Below are 17,902 nucleotides of genomic sequence, written 5' to 3'. Positions count from 1 at the left end.
ATGGCAAGCTACGGCGTCGGCGGTAACGCGGGGCGGGTCGGGGCGGTGAAGCGGTTTTCCACCGCCGGCAGACCGAGCTTTTCACGCAGGGTGCCGGGCGGATAGCGGTCGCGCATGACGCCGTTACGCTGCAGAAGCGGCACCACCTGGTCAATAAAGCGGTCAAAGTCTCCCGGCAGCAGCGGGAACATCAGGTTGAACCCATCGGCGGCGCCCGCCTGCCAGGTCTCCGTTAAGGTGGCGGCAATCTCCTCGGCGCTGCCCAGCAGCAGCCAGCTATCAGAACTCTGTAATAACAACTTCCCCAACTCCAGCAGGGTGAGCTGCGGATCGTACTGGCGGATAAGCTTCAGCGCGGTACGGATGCCGTCAAAGCTCTCCTCATCGGGGAGCGGCGGCAGAGGTTGGTCCCGCGGCAGGGCGCTGAGATCCATTCGAAGATAAGAGGAGAGCAGATCGATAGCCATCTGGTCGCTCATGAGCTGCTCGTTAAGCTGCTGGCGGGCCGCCTTCTCCTCGCCGGAGTTCACCACCACCGGCAGGACCCCGGCGATGATTTTGAAATGGGCCGGATCGCGCCCGTGCTGGCGCAGCCGCTGGTTCATCTTTTCGCGATAGGCCAGCCCCTCGGCGACCGAATGAATAAACACGAAGTGCATATCAGACCAGGCGGCGGCCAGCGCTTTTCCCGCCTCCGAAGAGCCGGCCTGCACCAGCAGCGGATGGCCCTGCGGCGGGCGAGGTACGTTGAGCGGGCCGCGGACGCGGAAGTACTCTCCCTGATAGTCGAGGTGATGCACCTTGTCGGCATCGGCGAAGACTCCGCGCGCTTTATCAAAGATTGCCGCGCCATCTTCCCAGGAATCCCACAGGCGAGTGACCACGTCGATGAATTCATTGGCCCGCTGGTAGCGGGTGCCGTGGCGGGGAAGCTGCTCCAGACCGAAGTTTGCCGCTTCTTCTTCCAGCCACGACGTCACCACATTCCAGCTTGCCCGGCCATTGCTAAGGAAATCCAGCGAGGCAAAGTACCGGGCGAGATTATAGGGTTCGTTATAGGAGGTCGACGCGGTGGCCATCAGGCCGATATGCTCCGTTACCGCGGCGAGGGCGGAGAGCAGCGTCAGAGGTTCAAGCCGGGCGTTAGCATAGTGGCTTAGGCCGCTGGGCACCGTATCCCACACCGCGATATGGTCGGCGACAAAGATAGCGTCCAGGGTCGCCGCTTCGGCCTTACGCGCCAGGCTGGCGTAATAGTCGAGGGTAAATATGTCCGCTTCAGGCGCGTCAGGGTGGCGCCAGGAGAAACGGTAATCCCCCTGTGGGTTATAAAAGAAGAGGTTCAGGATCATGTGTCGGTTAGACATAGTATAGACTCGCGGCTGAACGCCATCCGTGGCGGGGTGACGGTCAGTGTTGGGATAGGTTGGCATTAACCCACTGTTCGGCGACGGCCGCCGGATCTTTATGCTGGAGATCCACCTGCTGGTTGAGGGCAATCAGCGTGGCATTGTCCAGCTTGCCGGAAACCTCATTGAGCACGGCGCCTATCTTCGGCGTCAGACTGGCTTTGCGCACCAGCGGCACCACGTTCTGACTCGGTTGTTCATGTTTATCATCCTCGAGGACCACCCATTTCTCCTTCGCCAGATTGCCCTGGGTGGAGACGACCGTCGCGACGTCGATTTTGCCCGAATTGAGCGCCAGCCGGGTGAGCGGCCCACCCATGTCCAGCGATTTCACCGCTTTGAACTCAAGACCATAGACGCGCTTCAGCCCCGGCAGGCCCAGGGCGCGTACCGCCAGCTCCGGCGGTCCGCCGATCACCAGTTGCGGGGCGACGGGCTTCAGGTCGGAGAGGGTACGCAGATGGTATTTCTCCGCGGTCTCGGCACGTACCGCCCAGGCGGTGATCGAGGTGGCCGGGGCCGGGTTCAGCAGGGTGAAATCGGCGGGCAGGGCCTGGGCCAGCTCTGCGCTGACGTCCTGCTGGCTGGTGGCCTCGGTTTTACCGTTATAGAAATTGAGCAGGGCGCCAAGATATTCCGGAACGATATCGATCTCACCGCTCTGCAGCGCCGGAATAATAATTTCCCGGTTGCCGAGGTTGAGACGGGTGTTGGCCTCAATATGATTTTTCTTTAGCGCGCTGGCGTAGATGTTGGCGAGAATGGAGCTTTCGGTAAAGTTGGCGCCGCCCACGGTGACGCCGGCGGCAAAGGTGTTAACGCTCAGACTGAAGAGCCCGGCGGCCAGCAGCGAGAGACGAAATCGACGGGCGGTGACGGCCTTGCCAAATAATTGCTTCATAATACCTCTTGTATTTTCAGGTTAATCAGCGCCAGGCGCTGAGGGTAATGTCAGGTACACGCTAATAAGGCGCGGCAATTCGGCGGTGGGTCAGGCGTCCGGCGCAGCGGGCGAAAAGCAGTTCGCCGCCTATCGCCAGCAGGGAAACCACCAGCGAGCCGCCGATCACCTGCGGGATATCCCGCTGCCCGAGGCCATCGATCAGAAATCGTCCCAGCCCGCCCAGACCGGCATAGGCTGCGACTACCGCCGTGGCGATAAGCTGGACCAGCGCGGTGCGCATCCCGGCGAGGATCAGCGGCGCCGCCAGCGGGATCCGCAGCTGCCACAGGCTTTGCCAGGGGGTCATGCCCAGCGCAATGGCCGCATCGCACAGCGGGCGGTCGGCGTGATAAATCCCCACCCAGGAGTTAGTGAGAATGGGCGGAATAGAAAGCGCGATCAGCGCCGCCAGCACCGGGATATCGTTAAAGCCAAAAACGATGATGCATAATAAAATCAGCCCTAACGAAGGGATGGCGCGGCCAAGATTAAACAGGTTGATCACCACGAAGGCGCCTTTGCGCCAGTAACCCAGGGCGATGCCGAGCGGCAGGGCAATGGCGCAGGCAACGGCCATGCTGACCAGCACGTAATAAAGGTGTTGGCCCAGGCGCAGCAGGATGCCATCGTCGCCCAGCCAGTGCTCCGGCTGGGTTAACCAGTGAAAGGTGGCGAGAAGCAGCGTCATCATTTCGTCCACGGCGTTAGCCAGTCGCCGAGACGGGCAATCAGCCCGTCAAAGACCAGCGAAAGTACAAGACTGAGGACCAGGCTGACGACAATCGGTGTCAGAAAGTCCTGATTAAAGCCCGCCATCAGCAACTGCCCGAGCCCGCCCTGACCGATCAGCGCGGTGACAGTGACCAGGCCGACCAGCGTCACCGAGGCAATGCGCAGCCCGGCAAACAGAGAGGGCAGCAGCAGCCACAGCTCGATATCGAAGAAGCGGAAACCGCGGGTGTAGCCGAGCGCCCGCGCGGACTCCAGCGCCGCCTGCGGCAGCTTCTCCATGCCGGCCAGCACGTTGCGCAGCAGGATCAGCAGGGAGTACAGCGTCAGGCCAATCAGCGAGGTGGTCAGCGACAGCCCGGTAAACGGCAGCAATAAAATAAACAGCGCCAGCGAGGGAATGGTAAACAGCACGCCGCAGAGGGTGATGAGCGGCTGCGCCGTCGCGGGCCAGCGCAGGGTAATGGCTAACAGGCCGCCGGTGAGCAGGGAGCCGAAAAACAGCGCCAGCAGGACCATCCGCGCATGCTGCCAGAGAAGATCGCCGATCATCGCGCGGTTATCGATAACCCAGCCCCAGTCAATCATGAGGTCTCACCCCCACCGCGCCGTCGAGCACCTGCTGCAGCAGGGCGTGGGACACCGCCCCCTGGTATTGTCCTTCGCCATCCACATGCACCAGCACGCCGGTCGCCACGTCGAGCAGCGCGCTGTAGGCGAAACGCAGGCTGTGGCTGCTGGCGAGCGGGCGCTCCACCGGCAGGGTGAGACCGTGTTGCGGATCGAACCAGTGCAGCGGACGTCGCTGGCGGTCAAGCACCAGGCGCAGCGGGCTGGCCAGCGGTGGATGGGCGCTGGCGATCGGCGTCAGCGCTTCGTCGAGCAGGGGGACATCGTGACGCGGCAGCTGGCCGACCTGAATCATACCCAGCCGTTTCAGATTGGGCTCCGGGCCGATAAAGCGGCGCACGAACTCGCTCGCCGGGTGGGCCAGAATACGGTCGGGGGTATCAAACTGCGCCAGCACGCCGCCTTCCTGGAAAATGGCGATTTTATCGCCGAGGCGGATCGCTTCATTGATGTCGTGGGTCACTAATACAATGGTTTTCTGCAGCCGCTGCTGCAACAGCAACAGCTCGTCCTGGAGGCGTTCACGGACCACCGGGTCGATGGCGGCGAAGGGCTCATCCATCAGTAAAATCGGCGGATCGGCGGCGATGGCGCGGGCGATGGCCACGCGTCCCTGCTGGCCGCCGGAGAGCTGATGCGGATAGCGGTGCAGCAGATGGCTGTCGAGCGACATCAGCGCTACCAGTTCGTCAATGCGCGCGCTGATGCGCGCTTTGCTCCAGCCCGCCAGCCGCGGCACGGTGGCGATATTTTGCGCCACGGTACGATGGGGAAAGAGCGCGGCGCTTTGCATCACGAAGCCGATCTGGCGGCGGACCTGGATAATATCAGCGTCAGCGAGGCGGACGCCCTGAATATAGACGTCGCCGCTGTCGGGAATATCCAGCTGGTTGATCATCCGCAGGATGGTGGTTTTTCCGCAGCCGCTCGGGCCGACGAAAGTGCAGAATTCGCCATGATCAATATCCAGACTGAGGTCGCGAATGGCCGGCTGGGCGCTGCCTGAATAGGTTTTGAAAAGATGCGCTAATTTTATCATGGCGGAATTCAACACTCTGCATAATAAAGTCCTGACCCGGAAAAAGTGGCGCCGGGATCCTGGCTCAAACTACAGAGCGCCTGCGGGGAGGGCAAATACGTTATTTGCATTTGCATAGTGAAAAGCTGGTTAATCAGTTGCGGTGGAAGAGAGGCCGGGAGGTTGTTTTATGGATTTGTGATCGGCAACACAAATGACTGCCTGCCAGGCGCTGTAAAAGATAAATTGCCAGGGTTGATTTTAATCAAAGTATGACCGCCTGCGATATGGCGGAAAAAGCCGCCCCCTCCGCCGCATAAGAAAAACAAGATTGTGAATTTAATGTTTCTTTGATGTAAATAATGCCTGCGCCTTTTTCCCGCCCGCCGCCGATAAAATGTGATGCCAAACCGACTTGTCGTTAAATAATGGCGTTGATTACGTCCGCTTTTTATTCTTTACAGCATTAATTTAATTTTCGCCTTTTTTATCGCCCTGACGGCGCGGGTCAAATAGCGTACAAAAAGCGTATTTTTTATCGCCATTTTGCCGTCGATGTTATCGCCATCAATTATTTTTATCCCCGCATTCGGTTACGGCAATAAACGCGCAAACGACGTTCACTATAATCTTAATTCATTGATTTTAAATGGATTGTTCTGGGTGGAGAATCCTGCTAATCGGCCACGGCGGAGCCTTTGTGAGAGCTCTCACATAACCCGCTAATCGCGATTTGTTACACTTTCCGCCGTCAACAAAGGAATGAAAGCGAGACGTGATGAATACTTTTTCTCTGCCTAAAACTCAGCATCTGGTGGTTTTCCAGGAAGTGATCCGCAGCGGGTCTATCGGGGCCGGAGCAAAAGCGTTAGGACTCACACAGCCGGCGGTCAGTAAAATCATTGGCGACATGGAAAGCTATTTTGGCAGCGAATTAATCGTCCGGCGAAATACCGGCGTCTCGCTCACCGAGGCCGGGCAGGTATTTCTGAACTGGTCAGAGGCGATCACCCGTGAAATGAAAAATATGGTCAATGAAATGAATGCGTTGACCAACAGCACGGTGGTGGATGTCTCCTTTGGTTTTCCCTCGCTGGTGGGGTTTACCTTTATGTCGGAGATGGTGCATCAGTTCAAAATGACCTTCCCTAAGGCGCGGGTATCGATGTATGAGGCGCAGCTCTCTGCCTTCTTGCCGGCGATCCGCGACGGGCGCCTCGACTTCGCCATCGGGACGCTGAGCGATGAGATGAAGCTGCAGGACCTGCACGTCGAGCCGCTGTTTGAGTCTGAGTTTGTGCTGGTGGCGAACCGGGCGCGGATCGGCAACGGCACCGTCCGCCTGGCCTCGCTCCAGCACGAGCAGTGGGTGCTGCCGGAGACCAATATGGGCTACTACAGCGAACTGCTGACCACCCTGCAGCGCAGCGGCATCCGCCGTGAAAATATCGTCAATACCGATTCGGTGGTGACGATCTATAACCTGGTGCTCAATGCCGATTTTTTGACGGTCATTCCCTGCGACATGACCACGCCGTTCGGCTCGAGCCAGTTTGTCACCATCCCCATTAAAGAGGCCTTGCCGGTGGCGCGCTATGCGGCGGTGTGGTCGAAAAATTACCGGCTGAAAACCGCGGCGGCGTCGCTGGTGGAGATGGCGAAACAGTATTCATCGGGGCAGGGCAACCGCCACTGGCAGCCAATAGAAATTGCCTGACTGATATTGATTAAATAATCCAACAACCATCCTCGCTGTTGTCAGCAGGATGACGCCCGGTCATTGACTTTATATTAAGATACAGAGGCCATAATGCATATTACCTACGATCTTCCGGTATCCATTGACGATATTCTCGAAGCGAAGCAACGCCTGGCAGGAAAAATATATAAAACGGGTATGCCGCGGTCGAATTATTTTAGCGAACGCTGTAAGGGTGAAATATTTCTTAAATTCGAAAATATGCAGCGCACGGGTTCATTTAAAATTCGCGGCGCCTTTAATAAGCTCTGCGGCTTAACCGCAGCGGAAAAACGCAAAGGGGTGGTGGCCTGCTCAGCGGGCAACCACGCCCAGGGCGTCTCGCTCTCCTGCGCCATGCTCGGCATTGACGGGAAAGTGGTGATGCCGAAAGGGGCGCCGAAATCGAAAGTCGCCGCCACCTGCGATTATTCGGCGGAGGTGGTGCTGCATGGCGATAATTTTAACGATACCCTCGCCAAAGCCAGCGATATTGTTGAACTTGAAGGCCGTATCTTTATTCCCCCCTATGACGATCCCCAGGTTATTGCCGGGCAGGGCACTATCGGTCTCGAAATATTAGAAGATCTGTATGACGTGGATAATGTCATTGTGCCGATTGGCGGCGGGGGCTTAATTGCCGGCATCGCGATTGCGATTAAATCCATTAACCCGACGATCCGCATTATCGGCGTGCAGTCGGAGAATGTTCACGGCATGGCCGCCTCCTGGTACGCCGGAGAGATCACCAGCCATCGCCACGCCGGCACCTTAGCCGATGGCTGCGATGTCGCCCGCCCGGGAAAACTGACCTATGAAATCGCCCGCCAGCTGGTGGATGACATCGTCCTCGTCAGTGAGGACGACATTCGCCAGAGCATGGTCGCCTTAATTCAGCGCAATAAAGTGATCACCGAAGGGGCCGGAGCGTTGGCCTGCGCCGCGTTATTAAGCGGCAAATTAGACAGCTATATCCAGAACCGCAAAACGGTCAGCCTGATTTCCGGCGGCAATATCGATCTCTCGCGGGTATCGCAAATTACCGGTTTTGTTGACGCTTAATTCAATACATTAGTGAGGACAGGATATGAGTACGACTGAGAGCATTGCATCCAGCCAGACAAGCCTTTCGTCCTGGCGTAAATCCGACACCACCTGGACCCTGGGCCTGTTTGGCACCGCCATCGGCGCCGGGGTGCTGTTTTTCCCCATCCGCGCCGGCTTCGGCGGGCTGATCCCGATCCTGGTGATGCTGGTGCTGGCCTATCCCATCGCCTTCTATTGCCACCGGGCGCTGGCGCGGCTGTGCCTGTCGGGGGCTAACCCCTCCGGCAATATCACCGAAACGGTGGAAGAGCATTTTGGCAAAACCGGCGGGGTGGTGATCACCTTTCTGTACTTCTTCGCCATCTGCCCGCTGCTGTGGATTTATGGCGTGACGATCACCAATACCTTCATGACCTTCTGGGAGAACCAGCTGCAGATGCCGGCCCTCAACCGCGGAGTGGTGGCGCTGCTCCTGCTGCTGCTGATGGCGTTTGTCATCTGGTTTGGCAAAGACCTGATGGTCAAGGTGATGAGCTATCTGGTGTGGCCGTTTATCGCCAGCCTGGTGGTGATCTCCCTGTCTCTGATCCCTTACTGGAATAGCGCGGTGATTGATCAGGTGAACCTCAGCGATATCGCCTTAACCGGTCACGACGGCATTCTGGTGACAGTGTGGCTGGGCATCTCCATTATGGTGTTCTCCTTTAACTTCTCGCCGATCGTCTCCTCGTTTGTGGTCTCCAAACGCGAAGAGTATGAAGCGCAGTTTGGCCGGGAGTATACCGAACACAAATGCTCGCAGATCATCTCCCGGGCCAGCATGCTGATGGTGGCGGTGGTGATGTTCTTCGCCTTCAGCTGCCTGTTTACCCTCTCGCCGCAGAACATGGCGGACGCCAAGGCGCAGAATATCCCGGTGCTCTCCTATCTGGCGAACCACTTTGCCTCGATGTCGGGCGCCAAATCCACCTTTGCCTCCCTGCTGGAGTATGGCGCGTCGATCATCGCCCTGGTGGCCATCTTCAAATCGTTCTTCGGCCACTATCTCGGCACCCTCGAGGGGCTGAACGGTTTGATCCTGCGCTTCGGCTATAAAGGGGATAAAACCCGGGTCTCCAGCGGCAAGCTCAATACCCTGAGCATGGTGTTCATCATGGGCTCGACCTGGGTGGTGGCCTATGCCAACCCCAATATCCTCGACCTGATTGAGGCCATGGGCGCGCCGATTATCGCCTCGCTGCTGTGCCTGCTGCCGATGTACGCCATTCGTAAAGCGCCTTCGCTGGCCAAATACCGTGGCCGTCTCGATAACCTCTTTGTGACCGCCATTGGTCTGCTGACCATCCTCAATATCGTTTACAAACTGTTCTAATCCGGCTCAGGCCACGCGGAGTACAACATGACTGAATTTCCGGTAGTGCTGGTGATCAACTGCGGCTCGTCGTCGATCAAATTTTCCGTACTGGACGCCGCCAGCTGCGACTGCCTGCTCAACGGCGTAGCCGAGGGCATCAACGCGGACCAGGCGTCTCTCTCGCTCAACGGCGGCGAGCCGGTTGCGCTATCGCCGCGCGGCTACGAAGGCGCCCTGCAGGCGATTGCCGGGGCATTAGCCCAACGCGATCTTATCGACAGCGTGGCCCTGATTGGCCACCGCGTCGCCCACGGCGGCGACCTCTTCACCGAGTCGGTCATTATCAGCGAGGAGGTTATCGACAATATTCGCCAGGTATCGTCCCTGGCCCCGCTGCATAACTACGCCAGCCTTAGCGGCATCGCCTCGGCGCAGCGGCTGTTCCCGGGGGTCATGCAGGTGGCGGTCTTTGATACCAGCTTTCACCAGACCCTGGCCCCGGAAGCCTTTCTCTATGGCCTGCCGTGGGAGTATTACCAGAACCTCGGGGTGCGCCGCTATGGCTTCCACGGAACCTCCCACCGCTATGTCTCCCGGCGCGCCCTGGCGCTGCTCGGGTTGCCGGAGCAGGAGAGCGGCCTGGTGATCGCCCACCTGGGCAATGGCGCCTCGATCTGCGCGGTGCGCAACGGCCGCAGCGTGGACACCTCGATGGGTATGACGCCCCTGGAGGGGCTGATGATGGGCACCCGCAGCGGCGATGTCGACTTCGGCGCCATGGCGTGGATTGCCGCGGAAACCCGGCAGACCCTCAGCGACCTGGAGCGGGTGGCCAACACCGCCTCCGGCCTGCTGGGGATCTCCGGCCTTTCCTCCGACCTGCGGGTACTGGAGCAGGCCTGGCATGAGGGCCATGCCCGCGCCCGCCTGGCGATCAAAACCTTCGTCCATCGCATCGCCCGCCATATCGCCGGCCACGCCGCCGCGCTGCAGCGTCTCGACGGCATTATTTTCACCGGCGGGATTGGCGAAAACTCGGTGCTGATCCGTCGGCTGGTGAGCGAGCGGCTGGCGGTCTTTGGCCTTGAGATGGACGCTGCCCGCAACCAGCAGCCTAATTCGGCCGGCGAGCGCCTGATCTCCGCCGACGGCAGCCGGGTGCGCTGTGCGGTTATCCCCACCAATGAAGAGCGCATGATTGCCCTCGATGCGATCCGCTTAGGCCGGATCCACACCGCGGCGGCGCTGGCCTGATTTTTTTATTCTGTAGAGAGACGATGTTCATGAAAGTAGATATCGACACCCACGACGCACGATACGCCGACGCCTGGCAGGGCTTTCGCGGTACGGCGTGGCAAACGCAGATTAACGTTCGCGACTTTATTCAGCATAACTACACCCCTTACGAGGGCGATGAGTCCTTCCTCGCCGACGCGACGCCGGCCACCACCGCCCTCTGGGAGCAGGTGATGGCCGGGATCCGCGTCGAGAACGTCACCCATGCGCCGGTGGATTTCGACACCAATGTCGCCACCAGCATCACCGCCCACGCGGCGGGCTATATCAACCAGCCGCTGGAAAAGATCGTCGGCCTGCAAACGGACCGGCCGCTGAAGCGCGCCCTGCATCCCTTTGGCGGCATCAATATGATCAAAAGCGCCTTCGAGGCCTATGGCCGCGAAATGGACCCCGATTTTGAGTATCAGTTTACGGCGCTGCGCAAGACCCACAATCAGGGCGTATTTGACGTCTATTCCCCGGATATGCTGCGCTGCCGTAAGTCCGGGGTGCTGACCGGGCTGCCGGACGGCTACGGTCGCGGACGGATCATCGGCGATTACCGCCGCGTGGCGCTGTACGGCATTCGCTACCTGGTCCGCGAACGTGAGCTGCAGTTTGCCGACCTGCAGCCGGCCCTTGAACGCGGCGAGGCGCTGGAGTCCACCCTGCGCCTGCGCGAAGAGCTGGCCGAACAGCGGCGCGCGCTGCAGCAGATGCAGGAGATGGCGGCCCGTTACGGCTGCGATATCTCCCACCCGGCGCGCACCGCCCGGGAGGCGGTGCAGTGGCTCTACTTCGCCTACCTGGCGGCGGTGAAGTCGCAGAACGGCGGCGCCATGTCGCTGGGACGGACGGCCACCTTCCTTGACATCTATATTGACCGCGATCTGCGCGCCGGTTTACTCAATGAGGAGCAGGCCCAGGAGCTGATTGACCACTTCATCATGAAGATCCGCATGGTGCGTTTCCTGCGTACCCCGGAATTTGACTCGCTGTTCTCCGGGGATCCCATCTGGGCGACGGAAGTCCTGGGCGGTATGGGGCTGGATGGCCGCACCCTGGTCAGTAAAACCACCTTCCGTTACCTGCATACCCTGCACACCATGGGTCCGGCGCCGGAGCCGAACCTGACCGTGCTCTGGTCGCAGGCGCTGCCGGTGGCGTTTAAAAAATACGCCGCCCGGGTCTCTATCGCCACCTCGTCGCTGCAGTATGAGAACGACGATCTGATGCGCAGCGATTTTCACAGTGACGACTACGCCATCGCCTGCTGCGTCAGCCCGATGGTGATCGGCAAGCAGATGCAGTTCTTCGGCGCCCGCGCCAATCTCGCCAAAACGCTGCTCTACGCGATTAACGGCGGGGTGGATGAGAAACTGAAGATCCAGGTGGGGCCGAAAACCGCGCCGCTGCGCGATGAGGTGCTGGACTACGACAGCGTGATGGCCAGCCTCGACCACTTTATGGACTGGCTGGCGGTGCAGTACATCAGCGCGCTAAACATCATCCACTGCATGCATGATAAGTACAGTTACGAAGCGGCGCTGATGGCCCTGCACGACCGCGACGTCTACCGTACGATGGCCTGCGGCATCGCCGGCCTGTCGGTGGCGGCGGATTCGCTGTCGGCGATAAAGTACGCCCGGGTGAAGCCGGTGCGCGACCATCACGGCCTGGCGGTGGACTTTGTCATTGAGGGGGATTATCCGCAATATGGCAACAACGACGATCGCGTCGATGCCATCGCCTGCGACCTGGTGGAGCGCTTTATGCGCAAAATCCAGGCGCTGCCCACCTGGCGCCAGGCGGTGCCGACCCAGTCGATCCTGACCATTACCTCCAACGTGGTGTACGGGCAGAAAACCGGCAACACGCCGGACGGACGTCGGGCGGGGACGCCGTTCGCCCCGGGGGCCAATCCGATGCATGGCCGCGACCGCAAAGGGGCGGTGGCGTCGCTGACCTCGGTGGCGAAACTGCCGTTTACCTACGCCAAAGATGGCATCTCGTACACCTTCTCCATCGTGCCGGCGGCCCTCGGCAAAGCGCCGTCGGCGCAGGAAAACAACCTGGTGGGGCTGCTGGACGGCTACTTCCATCACGAGGAGACGGTGGAGGGGGGACAGCACCTCAACGTCAATGTACTGAACCGGGAAAAGCTGCTCGATGCGATAGAACATCCGGAGCAGTATCCGAATCTGACGATCCGCGTCTCCGGCTATGCGGTCCGCTTTAACGCGCTAACCCGCGAGCAGCAGCAGGATGTGATCTCGCGAACGTTCACCAGCCAGCTCTGAGCGGCCGCCGGGCCACAGGGGAGCCCTTAACGGGCTCTCCTGTTATCATCTTCACATTACCGCAACAAAATAATCACCACTGTTGATCATATTCGCATTTTTGCACCACGCTGGCGCGCAGCGACCGCTAACTGCATCTATGTTTAGCTCACGGGCCGGTACGGATACCGCGTTGTCCGGCTCGCCACGTGATGGCAACCGATCTCCTGACCTGAAAGGGAATGCGCCCTTGCCGGATGCGGCACGGGTTGTCGTCGCGTGCGCACCGACCGGGGCGTCCGCTCTCCGGCGCGATCTCTCTACCTGGCGGGATTTTTGCTTCTTCCACCCTGGCCGTCCTGGCGCTGCGCCTGCGTCGGTACCACACGGTAAGTGATATTTTCTGCGTCATTCCATGACGCCAGGCTCTAAATCGCTGAGGAATATCCGAATGTCTTTGAAACTGAAAACAATGACGCTTCATGTTGTGATAGCAGGTTGTATGAGCATGGCCTTTTACGCCCAGGCTGACGTGAAGATCGGCGTCGCCGGGCCCTTCACCGGCCCCAACGCTACCTACGGCGCCCAGTACTGGAAGGGGGCCTCGCAGGCGGTGGCTGATATCAATGCCGCCGGCGGCATCAAAGGCGAAAAGATTGTGCTGGTGCAGGGGGATGACGCGTGCGAACCGAAACAGGCGGTAGCGGTGGCCAACCGGCTGGTGGACGAAGCGAAAGTCTCCGCCGTGGTGGGGCATTTTTGCTCTTCCTCAACGATGCCGGCCTCCGAGGTGTATGACGAAGCCGGGATTCTGACCATTACTCCCGGCTCCACCAACCCGCAGATCACCGAGCGCGGCATGAAGGATCTCTTCCGCATGTGCGGCCGCGACGATCAGCAGGGGGCGATTGCCGCCAACTATATGCTGGACGTGCTGAAGGCGAAGAAAATTGCCGTCATCCACGATAAAGACACCTATGGCCAGGGGCTGGCCGATGCCACCCGCGCGGCGCTGGCGAAGCGGGGCACTAAAGAAGTGTTGTACGAAGGCCTCTCCCGCGGTGAAAAAGACTTTAACGCCCTGGTGACCAAGATCGGCGCCCTCAAGCCGGACGTGGTCTATTTTGGCGGCTGCCACCCTGAGGCGGGCCCGCTGGTGCGCCAGATGCGCGAGCAGGGAGTGCAGGCGAAATTCTTCTCCGGCGACTGTATTGTCACCGAGGAGCTGGTGACGGCCGCCGGCGGGCCGCAGTTCACCAACGGCGTGCTGATGACCTTTGGTCAGGACCCGCGCACTCTCCCGGAAGGCAAAGCGGTGATCGAGAAGTTCCGCGCCAGCGGCTTTGAGCCGGAAGGCTATACCCTCTACGCCTACGCCTCTATTCAGGCTATCGCCGCCGCCTGGAACGCCGTCGGCACCGATAACGCCAAAGCCAGCGACTGGCTGAAGAGCCACGACGTCGAGACGGTGATGGGCAAAAAAGGCTGGGATGGCAAAGGCGACCTCAAGGTGTCGGACTATGTGGTCTATCAGTGGGACGACAAGGGCAAATATCACCAGCTCTGATCGGCGACCACCCAGGAACTATCCGTTGTTTTGATTGGCTAATCGTCTCACGACGGCGGTCGACCGGGTACCGATCCCGACGGCCGTCGGCCGGGCGGCTGGAGGGGCTATGACGGCGTTTTTTCTGCAACAACTGATCAATGGGCTGACGCTGGGCGCGGTGTACGGCTTAATCGCCATCGGCTACACCATGGTGTATGGGATCATCGGCATGATCAACTTCGCCCACGGCGAGGTGTATATGGTCTCCGCCTACCTGTGCGCCATCGGCCTGGCGCTGCTCTCCTTCTTCGGGATCCATTCGTTTCCGCTGCTGATTTTCGCCACCCTGGTATTCACCATTGTGGTCACCGGCGTGTACGGCTGGGCGATCGAGCGCATCGCCTACCGGCCGCTGCGCAACTCGACGCGCCTGGCGCCGCTGATCTCGGCTATTGGAATGTCGCTGATCCTGCAGAACTATGTTCAGCTGAGCCAGGGGCCAAACCAGCAGGGGATCCCGACGCTGCTCAGCGGCGCGCTGCGTATGACGGTGGGCGATGGGGTAGTGCAGATCACCTGGACCAAGGTGTTTATTCTCGTCGCCGCGCTGGTGGGGATGCTGATCCTGACCTGGATTATCCAGTACACCCGGCTGGGGCGCATCTGCCGCGCCACCCAGCAGGACCGGCGCATGGCGGCGATCCTCGGCATCAATACCGACCGGGTGATCTCCCTGGTGTTTGTCATCGGCGCGGCGATGGCCGGCCTGGCCGGGGTGCTGGTGACCATGAACTACGGCACCTTCGACTTCTACATCGGATTTATTATCGGCATCAAAGCCTTCACCGCCGCGGTGTTGGGCGGGATTGGCTCGCTGCCTGGCGCGATGCTGGGCGGACTGCTGCTCGGGGTGGCCGAGGCGCAGTTCGCCGGAATGGTGAATTCGGATTACAAAGACGTTTTTTCCTTTGCGCTGCTGGTGGCGATCCTGATTTTTCGCCCGCAGGGGCTGCTGGGTCGTCCGCTGGTGGCCAAGGTCTGAGGGGGCTCTATGGGTGAACTGACGCGCCAGCCTGCGCGGGATATCAAAAGCGCGCTGATCGACAGCGTGCTGGCCGGTCTTTGCGCGTTAATTGTCTTTGGCCCGATCGTCGGCGTGGTGCTCAAAGGCTATGGCTTTACCCTCGCGCCCGCGCGGGTGGCGATCCTGGTGGCGGTGGTGATGGCCGGCAGACTGGCGCTCAGCCTGCTGCTGCAGAGCCGGCGGGGCAAGGCCTTGGTTGCCCGCTTTGAGGGGGCGGATGACGGGGTGTACGTTCGGCCCCCGGGCTACCGCTCGCGGCTGCGCTGGATAATGCCGCTGCTGGTGGGCTTGGCTATCGCCTTTCCGTTTCTCGCCAGCAAATACCTGCTGACCGTGGCGATCCTCGGGCTGATCTATGTCCTGCTCGGTTTGGGGCTGAATATCGTGGTGGGTCTCGCGGGGCTGCTCGATCTGGGCTATGTGGCGTTCTATGCTATCGGCGCCTACGGCCTGGCGCTGGGCTACCAGTACCTGGGTCTCGGCTTCTGGGCGATGCTGCCGCTGGGGGCGGTGATGGCGGCCCTCGCCGGGGCGTTGCTGGGCTTTCCGGTGCTGCGCATGCACGGCGACTATCTTGCCATCGTCACCCTCGGCTTTGGCGAAATCATTCGCCTGGTGCTTAACAACTGGGTGAGCTTCACCGGCGGCCCCAACGGCGTCCCGGTGCCGTCCCCGACGCTGTTTGGCCTCGAATTTACCCGCCGGGCAAAGGATGGCGGTATCCCCATCCATGAGTTCTTCCACGTCAGTTACAACCCCAACCTGAAATTCATCTTCCTCTACGCCGTGCTGTGCATGGTGGTGATACTGGTGCTGCTGGTGAAGCATCGCCTGACGCGGATGCCCATCGGCCGCGCCTGGGAGGCGCTGCGCGAGGATGAGATCGCCTGTCGTGCGATGGGGCTCAACCATGTGCTGGTCAAGCTCTCGGCGTTCATGCTCGGCGCGTCGACCGCCGGCATCGCCGGAGTGTTCTTCGCCAGCTATCAGGGATTTGTTAATCCGACGTCGTTCACCTTTTTTGAGTCGGCGCTGATCCTGGCGATTGTGGTGCTGGGGGGAATGGGCTCCACCCTTGGGGTGGTGCTGGCGGCGTTTGTCCTGACGGTCACCCCGGAACTGCTGCGTGGGTTTGACGAATATCGCGTGCTGCTGTTTGGCGTCCTGATGGTGCTGATGATGATCTGGCGGCCGCGCGGCCTGGTGCGCACCAGCCGCAGCGGGGTCGCGTTGCGAAAAGGAGTCGCGCCATGAGCGACAGCATCTTACGCGTTGAGCATCTGATGATGCATTTCGGCGGCATCAAAGCGCTGAATGACGTCAATCTGGAGGTGGAGCGGGGGTCGATCACCGCCCTGATCGGCCCCAACGGCGCGGGCAAGACCACGGTGTTTAACTGCCTGACCGGCTTTTACCGGGCGACGGGGGGGAGTATCGTGCTACGGGCGCGGGAAAAGGTCACCGATGTCATTCAGGTGCTGGGGCAAAAGCTTCACCCGGACGATTTCCTCCACCCGGCGCAGCTGGGGCGGCGGATCTATTACAAGATGTTCGGCGGCACCCATCTGGTGAACCGCGCCGGTCTGGCCCGCACCTTCCAGAATATTCGCCTGTTCCGCGAGATGTCGGTGATTGAGAACCTGCTGGTGGCCCAGCATACCCAGGTCAACCGCCATCTGCTGGCCGGGATCCTCAACACCCGCAGCTATCGGCAGGCGGAAAGTCAGGCGCTGGATCGCGCGTTTTACTGGCTGGAGGTGGTGGAGATGGTGGACTGCGCCAACCGTCTGGCGGGAACGCTTTCCTACGGACAGCAGCGGCGGCTGGAGATCGCCCGCGCCATGTGCACCCGTCCGGAGATGATCTGTCTGGACGAGCCGGCGGCCGGACTCAACCCGGTCGAAACCCAGGCGCTGAGCCGGATCATCCGCTTTCTGCGCCAGCAGCACGGCATCACGGTGCTATTGATCGAACATGATATGGGGATGGTGATGGAGATTTCGGATCATATCATCGTCCTCGATCACGGGGACGTCATCGCCCGCGGCGCGCCGCAGGCGATTCAGGCCAACGCCAGCGTGATTGCCGCCTATCTTGGCGCTGAGGAAGAGGAGACGCGCCGATGAGCCAGCCACTGCTTGCCTTTGATGAGGTGGATGTCTTCTACGGGCCGATCCAGGCCCTGAAGCAGGTCTCCCTGACCGTCAACGAGGGGGAGACGGTGGCGCTGATCGGCGCCAACGGCGCGGGTAAATCGACGCTGTTGATGTCGGTCTTCGGGCAGCCGCGTATTGCCGGCGGGGAGATTTTCTATCGCGGGGAGGCGATCAGCCGGAAATCGACCCACTTTATCGCCAGCAACGGCATCGCCCAGGCCCCGGAAGGGCGGCGCATCTTTCCCGATATGACCGTCGAGGAGAATCTGCTGATGGGGACCATTGCCATTGGCAACCGCTATCAGGCCGAGGACAAGGTCCGGATGTACCAGCTGTTCCCCCGGCTGGAAGAGCGGCGGGGACAGCGGGCGATGACCCTCTCCGGCGGCGAACAGCAGATGCTGGCCATCGCCAGGGCGCTGATGAGCCGGCCGCGCCTGCTGCTGCTGGATGAGCCGAGCCTGGGACTGGCGCCGCTGGTGGTGAAGCAGATATTTCAGATCCTGCGCGAGCTGACGGCCCAGGGGATGACGCTGTTTCTGGTGGAGCAGAACGCCCGCCATGCCCTCAACCTGTCGGACCGCGCCTACGTGATGGTGAACGGCCAGATCCGCCTGAGCGGTAGCGGCCAGGCGCTGCTCAACGACCCGGAGGTGCGTAAGGCGTATCTGGGGATCAGCGGCTGAGA

17 protein-coding genes are annotated in these 17,902 nt (G+C 60.5%); 10 read left to right on the top strand and 7 right to left on the bottom strand.

What is annotated here, in order from left to right:
- Positions 1-8: 8 nt before the first annotated feature.
- The 6 genes from ABLU95_RS00975 to ABLU95_RS00950 all read right to left on the bottom strand — a co-directional run bounded on the left by ABLU95_RS00975 (position 9) and on the right by ABLU95_RS00950 (position 5,310).
- Entirely contained in the window at positions 9-1,352 is a 1,344-nt protein-coding gene (locus ABLU95_RS00975) for an LLM class flavin-dependent oxidoreductase (protein ID WP_348878723.1), read from the bottom strand.
- 58 nt (positions 1,353-1,410) lie between these two features.
- The gene (locus ABLU95_RS00970) at positions 1,411-2,310 is read right to left on the bottom strand and encodes an ABC transporter substrate-binding protein (protein ID WP_241516496.1); all 900 of its coding nucleotides are present in this window, start codon (positions 2,308-2,310) and stop codon (positions 1,411-1,413) included.
- A 61-nt stretch (positions 2,311-2,371) separates the two neighbouring features.
- Positions 2,372-3,040 carry an ABC transporter permease gene (locus ABLU95_RS00965; RefSeq protein WP_348878722.1) on the bottom strand — a complete coding sequence of 223 codons (669 nt, stop codon included), beginning with the start codon at positions 3,038-3,040 and terminating at the stop codon, positions 2,372-2,374.
- Positions 3,040-3,669, bottom strand: a complete 630-nt coding sequence (locus ABLU95_RS00960) for an ABC transporter permease subunit (RefSeq protein WP_023290192.1) — start codon at positions 3,667-3,669, stop codon at positions 3,040-3,042. The genes ABLU95_RS00965 and ABLU95_RS00960 overlap by 1 nt, the downstream gene beginning before the upstream one ends.
- Complete coding sequence (locus ABLU95_RS00955; protein WP_348878616.1) at positions 3,662-4,750, bottom strand: ABC transporter ATP-binding protein; 1,089 nt, start codon at positions 4,748-4,750, stop codon at positions 3,662-3,664. Before ABLU95_RS00955 ends, ABLU95_RS00960 begins: the two co-directional genes overlap by 8 nt.
- Positions 4,751-5,187: 437 nt before the next feature.
- Complete coding sequence (locus ABLU95_RS00950; RefSeq protein WP_218811005.1) at positions 5,188-5,310, bottom strand: hypothetical protein; 123 nt, start codon at positions 5,308-5,310, stop codon at positions 5,188-5,190.
- Positions 5,311-5,507: 197 nt separating this feature from the next.
- Between ABLU95_RS00950 and tdcA the strand changes: the two genes are divergently transcribed.
- The 5 genes from tdcA (at position 5,508) to pflB (ending at position 12,446) form a co-directional block, all read left to right on the top strand.
- Positions 5,508-6,446: a transcriptional regulator TdcA gene (tdcA, locus tag ABLU95_RS00945; protein WP_032453338.1), complete on the top strand. Its 939-nt coding sequence runs from the start codon at positions 5,508-5,510 to the stop codon at positions 6,444-6,446.
- 93 nt (positions 6,447-6,539) lie between these two features.
- Positions 6,540-7,529: a bifunctional threonine ammonia-lyase/L-serine ammonia-lyase TdcB gene (gene tdcB, locus ABLU95_RS00940; protein ID WP_023290189.1), complete on the top strand. Its 990-nt coding sequence runs from the start codon at positions 6,540-6,542 to the stop codon at positions 7,527-7,529.
- 25 nt (positions 7,530-7,554) lie between these two features.
- Entirely contained in the window at positions 7,555-8,886 is a 1,332-nt protein-coding gene (tdcC, locus tag ABLU95_RS00935; protein WP_348878614.1) for a threonine/serine transporter TdcC, read from the top strand.
- 27 nt (positions 8,887-8,913) lie between these two features.
- The gene (gene tdcD / locus ABLU95_RS00930) at positions 8,914-10,122 is read left to right on the top strand and encodes a propionate kinase (protein WP_180263535.1); all 1,209 of its coding nucleotides are present in this window, start codon (positions 8,914-8,916) and stop codon (positions 10,120-10,122) included.
- A 29-nt stretch (positions 10,123-10,151) separates the two neighbouring features.
- Complete coding sequence (gene pflB, locus ABLU95_RS00925) at positions 10,152-12,446, top strand: formate C-acetyltransferase (RefSeq protein WP_348878721.1); 2,295 nt, start codon at positions 10,152-10,154, stop codon at positions 12,444-12,446.
- A gap of 51 nt (positions 12,447-12,497) precedes the next feature.
- Here the strand turns inward: pflB and ABLU95_RS00920 are convergent, their stop codons facing one another.
- Complete coding sequence (locus ABLU95_RS00920) at positions 12,498-12,644, bottom strand: hypothetical protein (RefSeq protein ID WP_004225356.1); 147 nt, start codon at positions 12,642-12,644, stop codon at positions 12,498-12,500.
- Between the two features lie 289 nt (positions 12,645-12,933).
- On the opposite strand from ABLU95_RS00920, the gene ABLU95_RS00915 reads away from it, so the two are divergent.
- From ABLU95_RS00915 to ABLU95_RS00895, 5 genes are all read left to right on the top strand, one after another.
- The gene (locus tag ABLU95_RS00915) at positions 12,934-13,992 is read left to right on the top strand and encodes a branched-chain amino acid ABC transporter substrate-binding protein (protein WP_075206763.1); all 1,059 of its coding nucleotides are present in this window, start codon (positions 12,934-12,936) and stop codon (positions 13,990-13,992) included.
- Between the two features lie 109 nt (positions 13,993-14,101).
- Entirely contained in the window at positions 14,102-15,016 is a 915-nt protein-coding gene (locus ABLU95_RS00910; protein ID WP_023290184.1) for a branched-chain amino acid ABC transporter permease, read from the top strand.
- 9 nt (positions 15,017-15,025) lie between these two features.
- A complete protein-coding gene (gene livM, locus ABLU95_RS00905) occupies positions 15,026-16,312 on the top strand; it encodes a high-affinity branched-chain amino acid ABC transporter permease LivM (RefSeq protein ID WP_023290183.1) in 1,287 nt (428 codons plus the stop codon).
- Complete coding sequence (locus ABLU95_RS00900) at positions 16,309-17,184, top strand: ATP-binding cassette domain-containing protein (protein ID WP_072420770.1); 876 nt, start codon at positions 16,309-16,311, stop codon at positions 17,182-17,184. Before livM ends, ABLU95_RS00900 begins: the two co-directional genes overlap by 4 nt.
- Positions 17,181-17,900, top strand: a complete 720-nt coding sequence (locus ABLU95_RS00895; RefSeq protein ID WP_262962561.1) for an ABC transporter ATP-binding protein — start codon at positions 17,181-17,183, stop codon at positions 17,898-17,900. The genes ABLU95_RS00900 and ABLU95_RS00895 overlap by 4 nt, the downstream gene beginning before the upstream one ends.
- Positions 17,901-17,902 lie beyond the last annotated feature (2 nt).

Origin of the sequence: Klebsiella sp. GG_Kp146 (assembly GCF_040061975.1) — a bacterium.
GTDB classification, from domain to species: domain Bacteria; phylum Pseudomonadota; class Gammaproteobacteria; order Enterobacterales; family Enterobacteriaceae; genus Klebsiella; species Klebsiella quasipneumoniae.
This window is presented reverse-complemented; position numbering and strand designations above follow the sequence as displayed.